This is a genomic window from Streptomyces sp. NPDC048172, from assembly GCF_043202595.1.
Lineage (GTDB): Bacteria > Actinomycetota > Actinomycetes > Streptomycetales > Streptomycetaceae > Streptomyces.
The window spans coordinates 874224-889452 of sequence record NZ_JBIDAT010000004.1 but is presented as its reverse complement, the minus strand read 5'-3'; the positions used below and the strand labels follow the sequence as shown (position 1 = coordinate 889452).

The following is a 15229-nucleotide window of genomic DNA, read 5'->3' as shown; positions in this document are numbered from 1 at the left end:
GAGAGGAGTCCGCACATGCGCGCCGCCGTACTGCACGAGACAGGGCAGGACAAGCTCGATGTCGTCGACGGGATCGAGGCGACGGGCTTCGGCCCCGGCAAGGTCCGCATCCGGCTCCGGGCGACCGGGCTCTGCCACTCCGACCTCTCCGCCATGAGCGGGGTGCTGCCGCAGCCCGCGCCGTTCATCCCGGGCCATGAGGGAGCGGGCGAGGTGACGGAGGTCGGCGAGGGCGTCACCGCCGTCAAGCCGGGGGACCGGGTGCTGGTCTGCTGGCTCGCGGCCTGCAACGCCTGTCCGTCCTGCCGCCGGGGCCAGCCCCACCTGTGCCTGACGGGCTTCATGAACGCGGGCACCCCCAACTTCGTCCGCGCCGCCGACGGCACCGACGTCTTCGGCTTCGCGGGCACCGGCACCTTCGCCGAGGAGACCGTCGTCGACGCGCCCTGCGCGGTGCCGATCCCCGACGACGTGCCGTTCGAGATCGCCGCGCTCATCGGCTGCGGCGTCACGACGGGCCTCGGAGCCGCCTTCAACACCGCGAAGGTGGAGGCCGGTTCCTCGGTCGCCGTCCTCGGCTGCGGCGGCGTCGGCATCAGCGCGATCCAGGGCGCGCGGGCCTGCGGCGCGGCCCAGATCGTCGCCGTCGACCCCGTCGCGGGACGGCGCGAGTCCGCGCTGCGGTTCGGCGCCACGGAGGCCGTCGCCCCCGACGGACTGGACGACGCGAAGCAGCGGATCACGGCGGGCGAGGGCTTCGACTACGTCTTCGAGGTCGTCGGGAAGTCCGCCACCGCGCGCACCGCGTACGACGCCACGCGGCGCGGCGGCACCCTCTGCGTCGTCGGCGCGGGCGCGACGGACGACCACTTCCAGCTGAACATGTTCGAGCTGTTCTTCGACGAGAAGCGCATCCTGCCCTCGCTCTACGGCGGCGGCGACGTGCTCCGCGCGTACGACCGCGCCATCGCGCTGTGGCGGGCCGGCCGGATCGACCTGGAGGGCCTGATCACGCACCGCGTCACGCTCCCGGAGATCAACGAGGCCCTCGACCAGATGCGGTCCGGCGAAGCCCTGAGGACCTGCATCTCGCTGTAGGGCTCTGCTCGCTGCCGCTTGCGGAGGCGCGTCGTGGCTTGTCGCGCAGTTCCCCGCGCCCCTGCGGGGCGCTCATCCCCCCCCGGAGAGGATCCGTATGTCTCTGCACGGCAAGACCGCTCTCGTCACGGGTGCGGCCCGTGGACTGGGCCGGGCGGAAGCCCTGGAGTTGGGGCGCCTCGGCGCACGCGTCGTCGTCAACGACCTCGACGCGGAGGTCGAGTCCACGGCGGAGGCCATCCGCGCCGAGGGCGGCGAGGCCCTCGCCCGGGCCGGCGACGTCGCGGACTTCGGCGAGGCCGAACAGCTCGTCCGGCTCGCCCTCGACACGTACGGCTCGCTCGACGTCCTGGTCAACAACGCGGGCATCCTGCGCGACCGCATGGTCTTCTCGATGAGCGAGGAGGAGTGGGACTCCGTCGTCCGCGTCCACCTCAAGGGCCACTTCAACACCACCCGCTTCGCCGCCGCGCACTGGCGCGAACGGTCCAAGAGCGAGGGCGGCCCGGTGCACGGGCGGATCGTGAACACGTCCTCGGAGTCCTTCCTCGCGGGCTCCGCGGGCCAGCCCAACTACGCGGCGGCCAAGGGCGGCATCGTCGGCCTGACGACCTCGACGGCCCTGGCCCTCGCCAAGTACGGGGTCACGGCCAACGCGATCTGCCCCCGCGCCCGCACCCGGATGACCGAGGACGTCTTCCAGGGCTTCGCCCCGCCCGAGGAAGGCCCCGACCCGCTCGCCCCCGAGCACGTCGCGCCCCTGGTCGGCTATCTCGCGGGACCGGCGGCCGAACGGATCACGGGCCAGCTCTTCGTCGTCCATGGCGGGACGGTCGTACTGATGGAACGCCCGCGCGTGGCCGCGAAGTTCGACACGGCCAAGGACTTCTTCACGGCGGAGGAGCTGGACGGCGTGCTCACGCCGTACTTCGCGGAGCGCCCGCCCCAGGAGGGCTTCGCGGCGAGCGAGGTGCTGGGCCTGAAGAAGGAGTAGGCGTAGGAGCAGGAGTGAGGCTCCCTTCCCCGGAGGGAGGGGAGCCCCAGTACGTATTCCTCGGTACCGGCCTGGTCAGGGCTGCTCAGTCGCTGGTCTGGCGGCGGTGGCGGCCCTGTGCCGGCACCTTCTTCTCCTCGGAGACGGCTGCCTGCCCCCTGTGCTTCCCCCCTGTCCCCTGGCCGGCCGTCTGCTCGTCGCTGGGCGTCTCGGTCTGGGTGTCGGACATCGCGAAGTAACTCCGTGAATCTCTTGCTGCCGTCGTACCCGGCGGAGTTTAACGACGATACGGATCTACGATCACGGGGTTCGAGACGCGGATCACGCCGTTCCGCTGGCGAGCGGAGCCTGCTGCAGAGGCACGGGTTTCGACACCGGATCGGCGAGCGCTCCGAACACCCCTGTACTGCCTGCGGAAAAGCCGCCCCCGGCGGGCTGTGCGGCGGCACGGGGCGGCACGGACCCGGAAGCGGAAGGCTTCGCGGCGTGACCGCGATGTTGCACAGACGTGACGTCGGACGGAGTGTCGGAGACCGCGCCGCCCCGCTGAGGCCCGGGCTCGGGCCGGGGCTCGGGCCCGGGCTCGCGCTCGCGCTCGAAGGCGGCCCGCGGATCGGGCCTCCGCGCGGGCGGAACCTCGGGCTTCACCCCGGGCGGCTCCGGGCGCACGGGCTCGTGCCAGGCGGGCTCTTGGGGGGCGGACTCGGGGCGTACGGGCGTCTGCGGCGCGGGCTCCTGCCGCGTGGGCTCCTGGCGTACGGGCTGCGCCTGGTCCCCTCCGGTCGGTTCGCGCGGCGTCGGCGGTTCGGGCTGCGCTCCCGGCCGCGGTTCGGGGGCCGGTGGCGCAGGGTGCCGCGCCGTCTCGCCCTCCGGCTCCGGCAGCGGGGCCCGCAGCCGGGCCAGGCCGCACGGGGTGCCCGGCGTCGAGTACGGCACGCGCAGCTCGCCGTCCTCCGTCCACAGGCCCTTGCCCGCCAGCCACCCCGGCGGCGCCGCGAGGTGCCGCAACTCCCGCAGCCCCGGCCGCCACACGGCCAGCCACGTGCCCTGCGCCGCGTCCACCCGCAGCGCGACGGCGCAGCTCTCCGGCAGCAGCATCTGCCGGGGCTGCACGGCGAACGGCGTGAGCCGCGCCTGCGCCGGGTGCAGCACCTCCGGGAAGCGGACGGGCCGGTGGCTGCCCAGCACGCCCCAGCCCAGCCGGTCCTCGCCCGGCGCGTCCGAGCGCACGAGCAGCAGCCCGCTGTCCGGATCGGCCCGCAGCAGGCGGTCGTTGCTCTCCTCGGTGATCTGGAGCAACGGCGAGATCTCGCCACCCCGGCCGAGGTCGACCACGACGGTCTTGGTGCGCCCCGCCTCCCCGCTCTCCGTACGGTCCACGGCCAGCAGGCGGCCCTCGCGGTCCAGCCAGGCGCCGCCCGCGCACCGTCCGTCCACGACCGCCACGCGCTCCGGGCCGCCGGAGGAGCCGCCCGCGAGCAGCCAGATCCCGGTCGAACGCCCGTCCGCCGCGGGCGCCGTCCCGTAAGCGCGTGTCCCGCACGGCGCGGGCGGCAGCAGCGCGAGCCGCTCGGCCTCCACGGCGCCCAGGTCCAGCTCGCCCGTGCCGTCCCCCGAGGGGTAGAGCAGCGCGAGCAGCTGCCGGTCGCCGGAGCGGCGCGCGATCAGCACGCGCCCGTCGGCGAGCGGCAGCACCTGACTGTCGGGCTCCTCGGGCTGCCCGCCGGGCAGCGGAACGGCGTACGGCTCGGGGCCCTCCAGCGTCCAGCGCTCCGGGAACCAGGCGGCGCCGCCGGAACCCGGCCCTGAGCTGAGCCGCGCCGCGTACGAACCGTCCGCCGCGACCGTGAAGCCGTCATCCATGGCACAGCCGGTCATGCCACGATCACCTCCAGTGACGAAGCTAGGGCTCGTACTCGCAGACGAACAACGTGAGTTGAAGCGCTTCACGCGTACGGGTGACGGGCCCCCGGAATCGCGGGACGCAGGGGCCCCGGTGTGCTGCCGCGCGGCGGCCGGGAGGCCGGAACCGGACCGGAGCCCGGCTGGAACCCGGGGTCCGGCCGGCGGAACGGTGCGCGACGGGCACGGCGGGAGGCTCCCCGTCGTCGCGCTGGGTAACCGTCCGGGCTGGCTGAAAAGTGAAGTAAGGTTCGCCTAAGTGGACCATTCTCTGCACCCGGAGCCCTTCATGTCGATACGCCCGAGCCGTCGCGGACAGCGCGCGACGGCAGCCGTCGCCCTCCCGCTCGCCGCCGCGCTGGCCCTCACGGCCTGCGGTTCCTCCGGCGGGGACGGCGACGCCGGGTCCGGCGGCAAGGGCGGCAAGGCCAAGGAGAAGGTGGCCCAGGGCGGCGAGGACTTCGCGGGCGCCGCGAAGAAGACCGCCTCCTTCGGCACGGACGCGAAGGCGGGCGAGTGGCCCCGCACCGTCACCCACGCCATGGGCAAGACGGAGATCAAGGAACAGCCCAAGCGCGTCGTCGTCCTCGACGTCGGCGAGTTCGACAACGCCGTCTCGCTCGGCTTCAAGCCCGTCGGCCTCGCGCCGACCGAGGGCGACAACGGGATCCCCTCCTACCTGAAGGAGAAGGCGGGCCACCCGAAGAACGTCGGCACGATCAACAACCTCAACCTGGAGGCCATCGCCGCGCTCAAGCCCGACCTGATCCTGGGCAGCCAGCTGCGCGCCGCCGACAAGTACAAGCAGCTCTCGGCCATCGCGCCGACCGTCTTCTCCATCCGCCCCGGCTTCACCTGGAAGGAGAACTACCTCCTGAACGCCTCGGCCCTCGACCGTACGAAGCGGGCGAAGAGCGAGCTGGGCGCGTACGAGAAGAAGGCGGCGAAGCTCGGCGACGACCTTGGGAAGAACAAGCCGACCGTCTCCATGGTCCGCTACATGCCGGACACCATCCGGCTCTACGCCAAGGCGTCGTTCATCGGCACCATCCTTCACGACGTCGGCGTCCCCCGCCCCAAGAACCAGCAGGTCGACGACCTCGCGACGGAGATCAGCCCCGAGCGGATGGATGAGGCCGACGCGGACTGGATCTTCACCGGTGCCTATGGCGATCCCAAGGAGACGGATCGCGCCAAGGCGCAGGACAGTCCCCTCTGGAAGAAGCTGGGGGCTGTCGAGGACGGGCAGGCGAAGGACGTCGACGACGAGACCTGGTACCTCGGCCTCGGCGTCACCGCCGCGAACATAGTCCTGGACGACCTCCAGACCTACCTCTCAAAGTAACCCCACCCCCGGGGCCCGGGGCCCGCCCGCCCCACACCTCCCCGCCCCCTGCTCCTCCCTCCGCGAAGCTTGGGAAGTCTGCGCAAGGCGCAGGGTTGGCAAGCGCAGCCCCCTGCGCCGGGTGCTCCGGCAAATGAGCCGGGTTCGGGGTGCCCCGGGCTGTGCTTCGCGGGCTGCGGCCGCGTGGGGGCTGGGCGCGCAGTTCCCCGCGCCCCTGAGTGGGCAAGCCCAAAAGTCTTGGACCGGTCGCGCCCACGCGGCGGAGCCGCAAATGGATACAGCCCCGCTCCCCTGAGGGGGCAAGCCCCGATGTGTTGTGACCGGTCGCGCCCGCGCGGCGGAGCCGCATAGCGAACACAGGCCCGCGCCCCTGAGGGGGCAAGCCCCGAGGTGTCGTGACCGGGCGCGCCCCTGGCGGGGCACCCCGCGTGCAAGAGCCGCGTCCGGGGTGCCCCGGGCTGTGGTTCGCGGGCCGCGCCCGCGTCGGGGCTGGGCGCGCAGTTCCTCGCGCCCCTTATGGGGCGAGCTCTTTAGTCAGGTCGGCCCAGGTAGCCTTGCCACGTGCTCGAAACGCCGACGCTCCCCAAGGTCCTCGCCGCCCTGGACACCCTGTGGCCGCGCGCCAGCGCCGAGGCGTGGGACGCCGTCGGCCCGGTCTGCGGCGACGTCGCGAACCCCGAGGCGCGCGTCGGCCGCGTCCTGTTCGCCGTCGACCCCGTCCAGGAGATCGCCGACGAGGCCGTGACCCTCGGCGCCGACCTCCTCGTCACGCACCACCCGCTCTATCTGCGGGGCACCACGACCGTCGCGGCCGACACCTTCAAGGGCCGCGTCGTCCACACGCTGATCAAGAACGACATCGCGCTGCTCGTCGCGCACACCAACGCCGACCGCGCCGACCCCGGCGTCTCGGACGCCCTCGCCGGCGCCCTGGGCCTGCGCGTCCTGCGGCCCCTGGTCCCGGACGCCACCGACCCCGAGGGGCGGCGCGGCCTCGGCCGTGTCTGCGCGCTCGACCAGCCGCTCACGCTCGCGGAGTTCGCCGAGCGCGCGGCGTCCCGGCTGCCCGCCACCGCACAGGGCGTACGGGCCGCCGGGGACCCGGAGGCGCGGATCTCCACCGTCGCCGTGTGCGGCGGCTCGGGCGACAGCCTCTTCGCGGACGTACGGGCTGCGGGCGTCGACGCCTACCTCACCGCCGACCTGCGGCACCACCCCGCCTCCGAGGCCCGCGAGCACTCCCCGCTGGCCCTCGTGGACGCCGCGCACTACGCCACGGAGTGGCCGTGGTGCGAGCAGGCGGCGGCCGAGCTCGACGCCGTCGCCGAGCGCAACGGCTGGGACCTGCGCACCCACGTGTCCCGTACGGTCACCGACCCGTGGACCGCGCACGCCCCGGCCGCCGCCACCCCCTCGACTTCCCTTTCCGACACCGACATGACCCCGGGAGCCCCCAACTGAACGCCGAGCCCGCCGACCAGATCCGACTTCTCGACGTCCAGGCCCTCGACACCCGCCTGACGCAGCTCGCGCACAAGCGCAAGAACCTGCCGGAGCACGAGGAGATCACGCGGCTGGAGGCCGACCTCGCGCAGCAGCGCGACCTGCTGGTGGCCGCCCAGACCGAGGAGAGCGACACCGCCCGCGAGCAGACCAAGGCGGAGCAGGACGTCGACCAGGTGCGCCAGCGCGCGGCGCGCGACCAGAAGCGCCTCGACTCCGGCGCCGTCACCAACCCGAAGGACCTGGAGAGCCTCCAGAGCGAGATCGCCTCGCTGGCCAAGCGCCAGGGCGACCTGGAGGACGTGGTCCTGGAGGTCATGGAGCGCCGCGAGTCCGCGCAGGAGCGCGCCGCCGAGCTGACCGAGCGGGTCGACTCCGTGGGCGTCAAGGCCGGGGCCGCCACCACGCGCCGGGACGAGGCGCTGGCGGAGATCGACCGCGAGGCCGAGTCCGTCCGCCGCGAGCGCGAGACGATCGCGGGCGTCGTCCCCGGCGAACTCCTCAAGCTCTACGACAAGATCCGCGAGCGCGAGGGCGGCGTCGGCGCCGCCAAGCTCTACCAGCGCCGCTGCGAGGGCTGCCGCCTGGAGCTGAACATCACGGAGCTCAACGACGTCCGCGAGGCCCCCGCCGACACGGTCGTCCGCTGCGAGAACTGCCGCCGGATCCTCGTCCGTACGCCGGAGTCCGGCCTGTGAGCGGTCGTACTTTCATCGTCGAGGCCGACGGTGGTTCGCGCGGCAACCCCGGGCCCGCCGGGTACGGGGCCGTCGTCATGGACGCCGACGGCGGCACGCTGCACGAGACCGCCGAGTACATCGGCCACGCCACCAACAACGTCGCCGAGTACAAGGGCCTGATCGCCGGGCTGCGCGCCGCGCACGCGCTCGACCCGGACGCCACCGTGCGGGTCCGCATGGACTCCAAGCTGGTCGTCGAGCAGATGTCCGGGCGCTGGAAGATCAAGCACCCGGACATGCGCCCGCTCGCGACGGAGGCCAAGGGGATCTTCCCGCCCGGGGCCGTCTCGTACGAGTGGATCCCGCGCGAGAAGAACAAGCACGCGGACCGGCTCGCGAACGAGGCCATGGACGCGGGCAAGGCGGGCAAGCAGTGGGAAGGCGGGGCCTCCACCGCTGAGCTGGACGCCGCGCCGGTGGACGAACCCGACTCCGGTCCCGAGCAGTTGGCCCCCGCTCCCGCCGCACCCACCGCTGGCTGGGCCGTCGATCTCGGCACGCCCACCACCCTCGTGCTGCTCCGGCACGGCGAGACGGCGCTCACGCCCGAGAAGCGGTTCTCCGGAAGCGGCGCCTCCGGCACCGACCCCGAGCTCTCTGCGGCCGGGCGCAAGCAGGCCGAGGCCGTCGCCGCCTCTCTCGCCGAGCGCGGCACCGTGCAGGCGGTCGTGGCCTCGCCGCTGCGCCGCTGCCAGGAGACGGCCGCCGCCGTCGCCGCCCGCCTCGGCCTCGACGTCCGTACGGACGAGGGGCTGCGCGAGACGGACTTCGGGGCCTGGGAGGGGCTGACGTTCGCCGAGGCGCGCGAGCGGTATCCGGAGGACCTGGCGGCGTGGCTGGCCTCGCCGGACGCGCGTCCGACGGGCGGCGGCGAGTCGTTCGCCGAGGTCGCGCACCGGGTCGCGGTGGCCCGCGACAAGATCCTCGCGCGCTACGCCAACCGTACGGTGCTGCTCGTCACGCATGTGACGCCGGTCAAGACCCTGGTCCGGCTCGCGCTGGGGGCTCCGCCGGAGTCGCTGTTCCGCATGGAGCTGTCTGCAGCTTCGCTGTCGGCCGTGGCCTACTACGCAGACGGCAACGCCTCCCTCCGCCTCCTCAACGACACCGCCCACCTGCGCTGACCCCTGCCGAGGCAGACCCCTGCTCCTCCCTCCGCTGCGCTGTGCTTGCCAGGCCTGCGCTTCTCCCTCGGCTGCGCTGTGCTTGGGAGCTCTGCGCTTCTCCCCCCGCCCCACAGCGCTTGGGAAGTCTGCGCAAGGCGCAGGGTTGGCAAGCGCAGCCCACTTCGCCGGGTGCCCCGCGTGCAAGAGCCGCGCCCGGGGTGCCCCGGGCTGTGCTTCGCGGGCCGCGCCCGCGTCGGGGCTTGTCGCGCAGTTCCCCGCGCCCCTAGGGAGCAGGGGCAAGCCCCGAGGTGTTGTGACCGGTCGCGCCCACGCGGCGGAGCCGCAAAACAGACACAGGCCCGTGGCTCTGGAGGGGTGCGGGGCTAGTACCAGGGCAAGGTGCCTGGGGGGACCTCGGCGTTCTTGGACTTGTCGGTGAGTTGGTCGCCGTAGCCCGCCTCCGTCCAGACCATCTTCTTGAACTGGTCCGTGTCCAGCACGCCCAGCCAGGGCGTCCCGCCGGGGCAGAAGACGCCCTCGCAGCCGTAGCAGTAATGGGCGGGCTCCCAGAGCCAGTCGGCCTTGGCGAGCCCGTCCTCCTCGGCGTCCTTCTCGCGCCGGTCGCCCCGTACGACCGCGATCGTGCCGAAGAAGCAGATCAGCGCCAGTACCACGCCGCCCGCGAGATAGAGCGGCTTCTCCTGGTCGACGCCCGTGTAGGCGAGGGCGGCGCCCATGCCGGTCAGGACCATGCCCTCGATGAAGTGGAGGCAGCCGTCCCCGGACTTCTCGGGGCTCTTCTGGAGCCGGGTGCCCAGCTCTTTGCGGAACGCGCCCTTGCCGCCCCGCGCCTCCGCGACCGGACGGGCCTCGGAACCCCCGCAGCGCGGACATATCACACCAACTGGCCGCGCCGTCTCATCAGTTGCCATGGAGGCACGCTAGCGGGTGGCGATCAGGCCCCGCCCAGCGCCTTGGCCTCGGCGGCGAGACGGCGTACACGATCCCAGTCGCGCTCCGCGAGCGCGTCCTTCGGGAGCATCCAGGTGCCGCCCACGCAGGCGACGTTGGGCAGCGCGAGATACGCGGGCGCGTTCTCCGCGCCGATGCCGCCGGTGGGGCAGAACCGGGCCTGGGGGAGCGGCGAGGCGAGGGACTTGAGGTAGGGGGTGCCACCGGCGGCCTCGGCCGGGAAGAACTTCATCTCCGTCACGCCCCGCTCCAGCAGCGCCACGACCTCCGAGGTGGTGGAGACGCCGGGCAGGAACGGCAGCCCCGAGTCCCGCATGGCCCCCAGCAGCGTCTCCGTCCAGCCGGGGCTGACCAGGAACCGGGAGCCCGCCGCGGCGGCCGTCCGTACGCCCTCCGGCGAGATCACCGTCCCGGCGCCGACGACCGCGTCCGGCACCTCGGCGGCGATGGCCCGGATCGCGTCGGGGGCCGCGGGGGTGCGCAGCGTGACCTCGATCGCGGGCAGCCCTCCGTCGACCAGCGCCCGCGCGAGCGGTACGGCGTCCGCGGCGTCCTCGATCACGACGACGGGGACGACGGGGGCGAGGGCGAGCACGGAGGTGGTCATGCTCCGTATCCTGCCGGGTCGGACATGCCTTGCGCAACGGGCGTTGCGTATGTCGCAATGGGTGCCGGTGGCGGCCTGGCACAATCCCTCGCGTGGGAACGGACATCCGGGGATTCGTGGAGTGCCTCGCGGGGGAGTCCTGGCACGCCGCCGTGGACCTGTCCCTGCTCGGCGTCACGCGCGACTACGCGGCCTTCGCCTGTCTCTTCGGAGTGCGCGGCTCCGAGGGGCTGTGGCGCCCGGTGGCCGCCGGGCGCGGGCTGCCCGCCGACGCCTCGGAGGCCGCGTGGACGGCGTACGCCTCGTGGGGCGCGGCGGCGTTCGGCGCGACCTGGCTGGGCTGGGACGAGGTGCTGGCCGTCGACTGGGACGAGCCCGCGCTGCCCCGGGCGACCACCGTGGCGCGCTACCGGCGCCGCGCGGACGGCACGGCGGACGGCGTGCTGGAGCTGGCGCACCGCGACGACTGGAGCCGTGGCTTCGCCCGCGCCAGCGGCGTCGACACGCTCAGCGTCTCCCCCGACCGCGTCGGCGAACTGTGGGACGAGGGCACCGAGTGGGACACCGGTACCACCGTCTTCCGCGTCGAGCGGGAGCGGCGCCGCGACGCCGTGCCCGCCGACGGCCCCTGGCGGCCGGTGTGGGACGTCATGCGCGCGCTCGCCGGGGTGCACGGGGACGCGGGCGTCCGGCTGACGGTGTGGTTCGAGGAGTAGTGGAAGCTAGGCCTGGCCCGTCTCGAAGCGGCTGACCCTGCCGGTGCTCTCGTCGACCGTGAAGCGCCAGGCGGTGCGCATCGCGCCCCAGGTGTCGTTGCTGTAGAGCACGGTGAGGGAGAGGCCGTCGGGGGACTCGGACTGGACGTCCATCTGGCCGTTGGAGGAGAAGATCTCCCGCTCGGTCCAGTCGTGCAGATCGCGTTCCGAGCCGTCGTCGGACATCGTCGCGTCCGGCGTGAGCGCGGCGCGGAACGCGTCCCTGTTGTGCGCGTTGACGGCCGTGACGAAGGCGCGGACGGCGGGGTGGGAGGGGCGGAGGACGGAGGTGCTCACGGTGCGGCTCCTGGGTGCGGTGCTGCGGCGTCCCCGAGACGTCTCCAGGCTCACACCGACCGCACGGCCTCACAACTCCGTGCTCACAACTCCGTGACGATCACGTCGAGCCCCGTCGCGGACGGCTCCTCCACCGCGTACCCGAGGTCGCGCAGCGTCGCCGCCAGCGCCGCGGGCGTACGCGGCGCGGCGCCCTCCTCCAGCAGCGTGCGGACGATGCGGCCCTTCGTCGCCTTGTTGAAGTGGCTGACGACGGAGCGCTTCTCCACCCCGTTCACCGTCTTCGACTGGAGGACCCGCACCGTCGCCGTACGCTTCGCCAGCTCGCCCTTCGGCTTCCACATCGCCGCGTACGCGGACGAGCGCAGGTCGAGCACCAGCCCGCCGCCCGCTGCCTCGGGGAGCGCGGCGTCCAGATGTCCGCGCCAGTACGTGCCCAGGGCGCCCGTCCCCGGCAGCTTCACGCCCCCGGAGAGGCGGTACGAGGGGATCCGGTCCTTGATCCCCACCGCGCCCCACAGCGCGGAGAAGACGAGCAGTGAGCGCGCGGCCCGGCGCTTGGCGGCGGGGGAGAGGGTGGCGAGGCCGAGCGCGTCGTAGAGCACCCCGGTGTAGATCTCCCCGGCGGGGCGCGCGGGCGCCGTGCGCAGCGCCGCGTTCTTGCCGACCTCGCCGCGCAGCCCCTCGCTGAGGCCGAGCACCTCGCGGGCCTTCTCCCGGTCGTCCTCGTCGCCCGAGCAGAGGGCCACCAGCTCGTCCAGCACCGTGGCGCGGGCGGCGCCCAGCTCGGGCAGGGAGAGCGCGGTCAGATCGAGGGGCTTGCCCCTGCCGCCTGCGGACTTCCCTTCGGACGGGGGGAGGAGGACGAGCACGGATTCTCCTTGGTGGCGCGCGAGGTGGGAACTGCGCACGCCAGGTTACGCGTGCGGCCCGCTCCCTCCACGGTCTGCTTCCCCGTGCCCTACTTCCGCCGCCCCAGCGCCTTCGCCCTGTCGTGGGCCCGGCCCGCGAGGACGGCGGCCGCCGCTGCCACCAGTACGTAGACCACGAGGGCCGCGGCGAAGCCGCCGGGCAGCGGGCCGAGCAGCCCCGTGTCGCCGGAGTCGATCAGCAGCCGGATCGCGCCCTGGGCGCCCACGGCGAACAGGACCATGCCGAGGATCTGGAGGAGGTCGTACTTCACGGGGTGCCCTTCCGGTTCCGGGAGGCTGGCACTCTTGTCCGAGCCGCCTCGCACCTTTCGCAATGCACCTGCATCGTAAAGGCGGGAGGGGGAAGGAAGCAATGCGAGCGCATTGCGAAGAGAGCCGTGAGGGGAAGGACTGCGGACGTGCCGAAGGTCGTGGATCACGAGGCGCGCAGGAAACGCCTGGTCGAGGCCGTATGGGCGCTGGCGGTCCGCGACGGCCTCGAAGGGGTGACGCTGCGCCGGGTCGCGGCCGAGGCCGAGGTGTCGATGGGGCAGGTGCAGCACTACTACCGCTCGATGCAGGAGCTGGTCCGCGACGCCCTCGACCGTTCCGTGCTGGCCCTCAACGCGAAGATCGAGGCCACCATCGCGGAGCAGGGCGCGACGAGCGCGGAGGGCATGCTGCGCGCCTGCCTGCGCGCGATGGTCGCGCCCGACGAGGAGAGCGTGCGGCTGCTGCGCTTCTCGGTCGCGGTGATGGGCCGGGTGATCTCCGACCCGGCGATGGCGAAGGTGCTCGCGCCCGGCGACGAGGCGCTGCTCGACTTCACCGCCGGGATGATCGCGGGGGCCCGCGAGGAGCGCGGGGCGTCGGCTTCCCCTGTCGGCGTCGACCGTTTCGACGCGGACATCTGCTGGGCGCTGGCCACCAGCCTCGGCGTGGACCTCGCCCTGGGCCACCGCACGCGCGAGGCCGCCGAGGCCCTGCTCGACTACCAGATCGAGCGGGTCCTGGGCGGCGGTTGAGCGGGAGCGGCCCGGAGGTGCCGGGGGACCCTATACGGCCTGCGGAAAGGAGAAGACCCGCTTCGGGTCGTAGGCCTTCTTGACCTCCGCGAGGCGGGCCGCGTTCTTCCCGTAGTACGCCTGCCGCCAGTTCCGCAGCGCCGGGTCCGCGTAGTTCTGGTACGCGAAGCCGCTGGCCCAGCGGCGCATCGCCGTGTGCGTGTCGTCGAGCCAGGCGCGGTGCGCGGCGACCGTCTTCGCGGGCGCGCTGTCCGGCCAGGAGACGAGGTACTGGGCGAGGAAGCGCGCGTCGCGGTGCACGAAGGCCGTGGCCTCCGGCTTCACCCGGTTCACGGCCCCGCCCAGCGCGTCCAGCGCGACGGTGCCCGTGCCGCCCCCGCTCAGCTTCGCCAGCCGCTCCACGCGCGCGAGCAGCGCCTGGACGCCGTCGGCGGGGATGTTCCGGGTGTAGAAGTCGGACCGTGCCGCGTACGACTCACGGGCGACCTTGCCCGACGCCGTACGCCCCGGCAGCGTGCCCTTCTGGTGCGCCTGCGCGACCGACCAGCCGGAGACCCCGCCCATGATCTTCATCGCGTCCATGAACGTGTGCGGGCGCACCGAGAGCGAGGAGGCGGGGGCGCCGATACGGTCGGCGAGCCGGTCGAGCTGGTTCTCCAGCTCCGAGCGCGCGCCGAGCGAGAGCCCGCCCACCGTCACCTTCCCCGGCCGTCCCCCGACGGGCGCGGACAGGTGCAGGTTCGCCCAGATCTCCTCCGGCGCGGTGGGCGCCCAGCGCTGCCACTCGCGCAGCACGGCCGCCGCGCGCTCCCAGGGCCAGGAGAGGAAGAACGTGACGCAGGACGGCGCCACATGCGTGGTGAAGTCCAGCGAGGTGACGACCCCGAAGTTCGCGTTGCCCGCGCCGCGCAGCGCCCAGAAGAGGTCGGCGTGGTGCTCGGCGTCCACGTCCCGGATCTTCCCGTCGGCGGTCACCACGCGGGCCCCCGTCACGCTGTCCGAGGTCAGCCCGTACGCCCGCGCCACGACCCCGACGCCACCGCCGAGCGCGAGCCCCGAGACGCCCACGGTCGGGCACGAACCGGCGGGAATGGTCCGCTTGTGCGCGGCCAGTTCCTCGTACACGTCGATCAGCTTGGCCCCGGCGCCCACGGTCGCGCGCCGCCCCGAGGCACGCACCTTCGCCATCCGCTGCACGTCGACGACGAGCTTCCCCTTGCCGCCGGACCAGCCCGCGTACGAGTGGCCGCCGCTGCGTATCGCCACGGGTATCTCGTGCCGCCGCGCGAACTCCAGGCACTCGCGCACGTCCTGCGGTCCCGCGCAGTAGGCGACCCCCGCGGGCCTCGACCCGTCGAACCGCGGATTGAACAGTTTGCTGGCAGCGCCGTAATCATGGTCCCCCGGCCGCACCAGCGAACCGTCCAGCCCCTTGCCGAGCGCGGTCCACGCGGAGTCCCGCGTCGCGCCGGTGGCAGCCCAACCCGACACAGCCGCACCCCCTCCCGCGACCGCGATCCCGGCCCCGATCCCCACCCGCACCAGCCCCCGCCGCCCAATCGCCGCACTCATCCCCGACGTTCCCCTCAGTCCCGTACGTCCCAGAAGCGGACTCGGTCACATCCCGCCCCGGCAGTGAGGGTGACGGCACGGACAGGTGTGCGGTTGCCCGCCGCAGGTCACGTCTTGGGAACGCCGGGCCCTACCGGCAACGGAGAGTGCACACAGGCACGGACGGGCAGAACCCCGGGAGCTTCCGCCTCTTGGGAGTGGCAACGAGCCCCATGCACGTCCTGTAGCCCGCCGCGAATCGGAGTTTCCCGCATGATGCTTCTGCTTGCCGAGCTGCTGAGCAACTTCCGGCCCGACGAGATCAGAACCCGTGGTGCGTACGTGTGGTCCGCTCTGCTCATGATGGTGCTGGCGGTGCTGGTGACCGCTCCCGTCGCGCACTTCTACGGACAGCCGTGACGG

17 protein-coding genes are annotated in these 15229 nt (G+C 73.3%); 9 read left to right on the top strand and 8 right to left on the bottom strand.

All coding sequences use genetic code 11. The features are described 5' to 3' along the window. The first annotated feature begins 15 nt into the window (after positions 1-15). Positions 16-1098 (top strand): Zn-dependent alcohol dehydrogenase, encoded by a 1083-nt coding sequence (locus ACGF3A_RS21695; RefSeq protein ID WP_393731847.1) that lies wholly within the window; start codon positions 16-18, stop codon positions 1096-1098. 97 nt (positions 1099-1195) lie between these two features. Next, positions 1196-2092, top strand: a complete 897-nt coding sequence (locus ACGF3A_RS21690) for a 3-oxoacyl-ACP reductase (RefSeq protein WP_393731846.1) — start codon at positions 1196-1198, stop codon at positions 2090-2092. A gap of 85 nt (positions 2093-2177) precedes the next feature. Here the strand turns inward: ACGF3A_RS21690 and ACGF3A_RS21685 are convergent, their stop codons facing one another. Next, entirely contained in the window at positions 2178-2321 is a 144-nt protein-coding gene (locus ACGF3A_RS21685) for a hypothetical protein (protein WP_393731845.1), read from the bottom strand. Positions 2322-2413: 92 nt separating this feature from the next. Next, positions 2414-3970, bottom strand: coding sequence for a hypothetical protein (locus ACGF3A_RS21680; RefSeq protein WP_393731844.1), 1557 nt, complete (start codon positions 3968-3970; stop codon positions 2414-2416). Between the two features lie 313 nt (positions 3971-4283). Between ACGF3A_RS21680 and ACGF3A_RS21675 the strand changes: the two genes are divergently transcribed. From ACGF3A_RS21675 to ACGF3A_RS21660, 4 genes are all read left to right on the top strand, one after another. Next, positions 4284-5339, top strand: a complete 1056-nt coding sequence (locus ACGF3A_RS21675; protein WP_393731922.1) for an ABC transporter substrate-binding protein — start codon at positions 4284-4286, stop codon at positions 5337-5339. Between the two features lie 561 nt (positions 5340-5900). Continuing rightward, entirely contained in the window at positions 5901-6800 is a 900-nt protein-coding gene (locus ACGF3A_RS21670; RefSeq protein ID WP_393731843.1) for a Nif3-like dinuclear metal center hexameric protein, read from the top strand. Next, on the top strand, positions 6797-7540 hold the full coding sequence (locus ACGF3A_RS21665) for a zinc ribbon domain-containing protein (protein WP_393731921.1): 744 nt from the start codon (positions 6797-6799) through the stop codon (positions 7538-7540). Before ACGF3A_RS21670 ends, ACGF3A_RS21665 begins: the two co-directional genes overlap by 4 nt. After that, complete coding sequence (locus ACGF3A_RS21660; protein ID WP_393731842.1) at positions 7537-8706, top strand: bifunctional RNase H/acid phosphatase; 1170 nt, start codon at positions 7537-7539, stop codon at positions 8704-8706. Before ACGF3A_RS21665 ends, ACGF3A_RS21660 begins: the two co-directional genes overlap by 4 nt. Before the next feature lie 365 nt (positions 8707-9071). On the opposite strand, the gene ACGF3A_RS21655 is transcribed toward ACGF3A_RS21660, so the two are convergent. Together ACGF3A_RS21655 and eda are read right to left on the bottom strand one after the other, a co-directional pair. Next, entirely contained in the window at positions 9072-9620 is a 549-nt protein-coding gene (locus ACGF3A_RS21655; RefSeq protein WP_393731841.1) for a hypothetical protein, read from the bottom strand. 23 nt (positions 9621-9643) lie between these two features. After that, positions 9644-10267: a bifunctional 4-hydroxy-2-oxoglutarate aldolase/2-dehydro-3-deoxy-phosphogluconate aldolase gene (eda, locus tag ACGF3A_RS21650; RefSeq protein WP_393731840.1), complete on the bottom strand. Its 624-nt coding sequence runs from the start codon at positions 10265-10267 to the stop codon at positions 9644-9646. A 92-nt stretch (positions 10268-10359) separates the two neighbouring features. On the opposite strand from eda, the gene ACGF3A_RS21645 reads away from it, so the two are divergent. Then, on the top strand, positions 10360-10983 hold the full coding sequence (locus ACGF3A_RS21645) for a hypothetical protein (protein ID WP_393731839.1): 624 nt from the start codon (positions 10360-10362) through the stop codon (positions 10981-10983). A 6-nt stretch (positions 10984-10989) separates the two neighbouring features. Here ACGF3A_RS21645 and ACGF3A_RS21640 read toward each other — a convergent pair whose 3' ends face one another. The 3 genes from ACGF3A_RS21640 to ACGF3A_RS21630 form a co-directional block, all read right to left on the bottom strand. After that, the gene (locus tag ACGF3A_RS21640; protein WP_393731838.1) at positions 10990-11319 is read right to left on the bottom strand and encodes a nuclear transport factor 2 family protein; all 330 of its coding nucleotides are present in this window, start codon (positions 11317-11319) and stop codon (positions 10990-10992) included. Positions 11320-11402: 83 nt separating this feature from the next. Then, positions 11403-12191, bottom strand: coding sequence for a peroxide stress protein YaaA (gene yaaA / locus ACGF3A_RS21635; protein ID WP_393731837.1), 789 nt, complete (start codon positions 12189-12191; stop codon positions 11403-11405). An 89-nt stretch (positions 12192-12280) separates the two neighbouring features. Then, positions 12281-12502 carry a hypothetical protein gene (locus tag ACGF3A_RS21630; protein ID WP_393731836.1) on the bottom strand — a complete coding sequence of 74 codons (222 nt, stop codon included), beginning with the start codon at positions 12500-12502 and terminating at the stop codon, positions 12281-12283. Between the two features lie 147 nt (positions 12503-12649). On the opposite strand from ACGF3A_RS21630, the gene ACGF3A_RS21625 reads away from it, so the two are divergent. Beyond that, positions 12650-13255, top strand: a complete 606-nt coding sequence (locus ACGF3A_RS21625; protein WP_393731835.1) for a TetR/AcrR family transcriptional regulator — start codon at positions 12650-12652, stop codon at positions 13253-13255. Between the two features lie 30 nt (positions 13256-13285). On the opposite strand, the gene ACGF3A_RS21620 is transcribed toward ACGF3A_RS21625, so the two are convergent. Beyond that, complete coding sequence (locus ACGF3A_RS21620) at positions 13286-14746, bottom strand: FAD-binding oxidoreductase (protein WP_393731834.1); 1461 nt, start codon at positions 14744-14746, stop codon at positions 13286-13288. Positions 14747-15079: 333 nt separating this feature from the next. On the opposite strand from ACGF3A_RS21620, the gene ACGF3A_RS21615 reads away from it, so the two are divergent. Next, complete coding sequence (locus ACGF3A_RS21615) at positions 15080-15226, top strand: hypothetical protein (protein WP_393731833.1); 147 nt, start codon at positions 15080-15082, stop codon at positions 15224-15226. Positions 15227-15229: the final 3 nt, after the last annotated feature.